Below are 2,409 nucleotides of genomic sequence, written 5' to 3' on the forward strand. Positions count from 1 at the left end.
CAGTCGCCCGTATCCCGTCGTCCGTCGTCGAGGAGCACCAGTGGTAACCAACGACTCGCCAGTCCTGCCCTCGCTACGGACCGCCCGCGCCCCGCGCCCGGTCCGGGGGCGCCTCATCCTGCTCGGGCCGGCGTTCGTGGCGGCGGTCGCCTACGTCGACCCCGGCAACTTCGCCACCAACTCCACGGCCGGGGCCCGGTACGGATACCTGCTGGTCTGGGTGGTGGTGGCGGCGAACCTGGCCGCCATGCTGGTGCAGACGCTCACCGCCAAGCTCGGCCTGGCCACCGGGCGCAGCCTGCCCGAACTGTGCCGGGAACACCTGCCCCGGCCGCTCAACCGGGTCATGTGGGCGCAGGCCGAACTGGTCGCCATGGCCACCGACCTGGCCGAGGTGATCGGCGGGGCGGTCGCGCTGTACCTGCTGTTCGGCGTCCCGCTGCTGCCCGGCGGCCTGATCGTCGGCGCTGCCTCGTTCGCCATCCTGGCGCTTCGCGCCAGGGGTTTCCGGACGTTCGAGATCGCCATCGCGGTGCTGCTCGGCGTGATCGTGCTGGCGTTCGCGGTCAACCTGGTCAGCGCACAACCGGACGTGTCCGACGCCGCGGCCGGGCTGCTGCCCCGGATGCAGGGCACCGACAGCATGCTGCTCGCCGCCGGCATCCTGGGCGCGACGGTGATGCCGCACGTCATCTACGTGCACTCGGCGCTGACCCCGAACCGCCTGCCCGCCGAGGGCGAGACGCAGCGGCGGGTGATCGCCAAGGGCCTGCGGATCGACGTGCTGATCGCGCTGGGCATCGCCGGCGCGGTCAACCTGGCCATGCTGCTCGTGGCCGCGAGCAGCTTCCACGGCACCTCGATCCCCGGCACCGACACCCTCGAAGGCGTGCACGCCGGGCTCGCCACCACGCTCGGCACGGCCGCCGCGGTCGGGTTCGCGGTCGCCCTGCTCCTGTCCGGCCTCGCCTCGACGAGCGTCGGCACGTACGCCGGCGAGATCATCATGCAGGGCTTCCTGCGCCGCCGGATCCCGCTGCTGGTACGCCGGATGATTACACTGCTGCCCGCGCTGGCGGTGCTCGCGATCGGCGTCGACCCGACGCGGGCGCTGGTGCTGTCCCAGGTGGTACTGAGCTTCGGCATCCCGTTCGCGCTGATCCCGGTGGTGATGTTCACGCGCCGCCGGGATCTGATGGGCAGCCTGGTCAACCGCCGGGCCACCACCGCCGCCGCCGTGGCGATCACCGCGTTCGTGGTGGCGCTCAACGCGTTCCTGCTCTGGCAACTGGCGGGCTGAGACACACCCGCGCCCGTCCGGCCTCGTGCGGCTGGACGGGCGCGGGTGATCGGGGCTCAGGCGGCCAGGTACTTCTCCAGGTCGTCCAGGATCTTGTTGGCGGCGCCCACGCCGATGCCGGTCATCCAGATCTCGTCGGAGACCACGTGCGCCTTGCCGGCCTTGACCGCGGACAGGCCCTTCCACAACGTGCCGCCGGTGACCTTCGCCTGCTCGGCGGCGGCCTTCTCGCCGTACGCGGTCACGAACACCACGTCGCCGTCGGCCTCGGCGATGCGCTCCGGGCTGACCCGGTCCATCCGCTTGTCCTCCTTGCCGGCGAGCATCTGCCGCTCGGGGCGGCCCAGGCCGGTGTCGCCGACGACGATGCCGGAGAACGAGTCCGGCCCGTACAAGCGGATCTCGGTCGGCATGAAGCGCACGATGGAGACCTTGCGGGACGAGGCGTCACCGAGCTTCGCGCCGAAGTCCTCCGCCCGCTTCTCGTACTCGGCCAGCAGGTCCTTGGCCTGCTGCTCCTTGCCCAGCGCCGCGCCGTCGAGGAGGAAGTTCTCCTTCCAGGTGACGCCGACCTTCTCGGTGAACACGGTCGGGGCGATCTTGGCCAGCTCGTCGTAGAACTTCTCCTGGCGGAACTTGCTGCCCAGGATCAGGTCCGGGTTGAGCGCGTTGATCGCCTCCAGGTCCGGCTCGGTGAGCACGCCGACCTCGGTGATGCCGGCGAGCTTGTCCGCGCCGAAGTAGGTGGGCCAGCTCTTCGCCTCACCGGCGGTCGCCGCGCCGACCGGGGTGACGCCCAGCGACAGCGCGGTGTCGATCTTGTCGGTGTCGAGCACGACCACGCGCTTCGGCTCGACGGGCACCTTCGTGGTGCCCATGGCATGGGTGATCTCCCGGGTCTCCCCGGTGCCGGTGCCGGCGACGGGGTCGCTCTCCCCACATGCGGTGAGGCCGACGCCGAGAGCGAGGGCGGCGGTGAGTGCGACGGCGAGACGACGCATCAGGTTCCTTTCGGTGGTGCGGGCCGGCGCGCTCAGGCGTCGCCGACGGGGGCGCCGGCCGGGGCCGGCGTGACGGCCGGAACGGCCGAGGTCTGGGTGGGGCCGGCC

General features: G+C 71.7%; 2 protein-coding genes. One reads left to right on the forward strand and one right to left on the reverse strand.

The window, feature by feature from the left end:
* Positions 1 to 40 precede the first annotated feature (40 nt).
* Positions 41 to 1,300 carry an Nramp family divalent metal transporter gene (locus EAD96_RS30210; RefSeq protein WP_121686629.1) on the forward strand — a complete coding sequence of 420 codons (1,260 nt, stop codon included), beginning with the start codon at positions 41 to 43 and terminating at the stop codon, positions 1,298 to 1,300.
* A 56-nt stretch (positions 1,301 to 1,356) separates the two neighbouring features.
* On the opposite strand, the gene EAD96_RS30215 is transcribed toward EAD96_RS30210, so the two are convergent.
* A complete protein-coding gene (locus EAD96_RS30215; RefSeq protein WP_121686630.1) occupies positions 1,357 to 2,301 on the reverse strand; it encodes an ABC transporter substrate-binding protein in 945 nt (314 codons plus the stop codon).
* Positions 2,302 to 2,409 lie beyond the last annotated feature (108 nt).

Origin of the sequence: Micromonospora sp. BL1 (genome assembly GCF_003667485.1) — a bacterium.
In the GTDB taxonomy this organism is placed as follows: Bacteria; Actinomycetota; Actinomycetes; order Mycobacteriales; family Micromonosporaceae; genus Micromonospora; species Micromonospora tulbaghiae.